General features: G+C 65.9%; 2 protein-coding genes. Both read left to right on the top strand.

The window, feature by feature from the left end; translation table 11 throughout:
* Window positions 1–408, top strand: a 408-nt coding sequence (locus BGIM_RS53465; RefSeq protein WP_020473730.1) for a transposase, incomplete at its 5' end; no start/stop codon positions are given.
* A gap of 22 nt (window positions 409–430) precedes the next feature.
* Window positions 431–988, top strand: a 558-nt coding sequence (locus BGIM_RS53460; RefSeq protein ID WP_193789027.1) for a DUF1501 domain-containing protein, incomplete at its 3' end; no start/stop codon positions are given.

The following is a 988-nucleotide window of genomic DNA, read 5'->3' as shown; positions in this document are numbered from 1 at the left end:
TTGTTCGTGTTTGGGTTCGCCCACCCGGCCAGTGGCCGCAGCCACACGCTGATCCAGCCAAAGGCCAACACCGCGACCATGGAGGCGGCCCTGGCCGACTTCGCGGCCCGGGCCGACCCGGCCGGGCAAAAATTACTGGTGGTGATCGTGGACAACGCCGGATGGCATGTCGCCGGAAAACTGGCCGTCCCGCCGAACGTGGTCTTGCACCACCTGCCTCCTTGCACGCCGGAGTTGCAACCGGCCGAACCTTTGTGGCCTTTGCTTCGGGAATCGCTGGCCAACAAAACGTTCCCCACATTGGAGGACTTAAAGGAACCCCTCGCCCGGCGATGCGAATGGCTCGCCCGACATCCCGACACGGTCAAAGGAGCCGTCGGATTCCATTGGGCCGTCAAACTCGGATGATTACGGTTCAACGAGATTCGGTATGACCCGCCGGGACTGGCTGACCATCGGCGCGCTGGCCCCCTTGGGGCTCACGCTGGCCGGGTATCAGGCGGCCAAGGCGGCCGAATCGGCTCCCTCGTCCGGCGGGTTCGGGTCGGCCAAGCGGTGTATCCTTTTGCAGTTGTGGGGGTCGCCGAGCCAGCTGGACACGTTTGACCCGAAGCCGGACGCGCCGAAGGAAGTGCGGGGGGAACTCGGCTCCATCCCGTCGGCGGTTCCCGGCTTTCGCGTCGGTGAAATCTTTCCCCGCATTGCCAAGATTCTGGACCGCGTCACGGTGCTTCGCTCGCTGACGCACAAAGACCCGATTCACGGGACCGCCTTCGCCACCACGGCCGTTCCGTTCACGGACCTCGCGCTGGAAGGCCGAAACCGCGACAGCCGACACTGGCCGTTCATCGGTTCGGTGGTCGATTATCTCGCGGAGAAGGCCGACCCTCGCCCGGCGGCGGTGCCGCGAAACTTCTGGCTGCCGTTTCCGTTCGGGTCCAAGCGGGGGCCGAGCCGGTCCGGTCCGTTCGGCGGGTTCCTCGGGCCG

Origin of the sequence: Zavarzinella formosa DSM 19928 (genome assembly GCF_000255705.1) — a bacterium.
In the GTDB taxonomy this organism is placed as follows: Bacteria; Planctomycetota; Planctomycetia; order Gemmatales; family Gemmataceae; genus Zavarzinella; species Zavarzinella formosa.
Note: the sequence above shows the minus strand (reverse complement) of the source record. Positions and strands in the feature narration are given on the sequence as shown.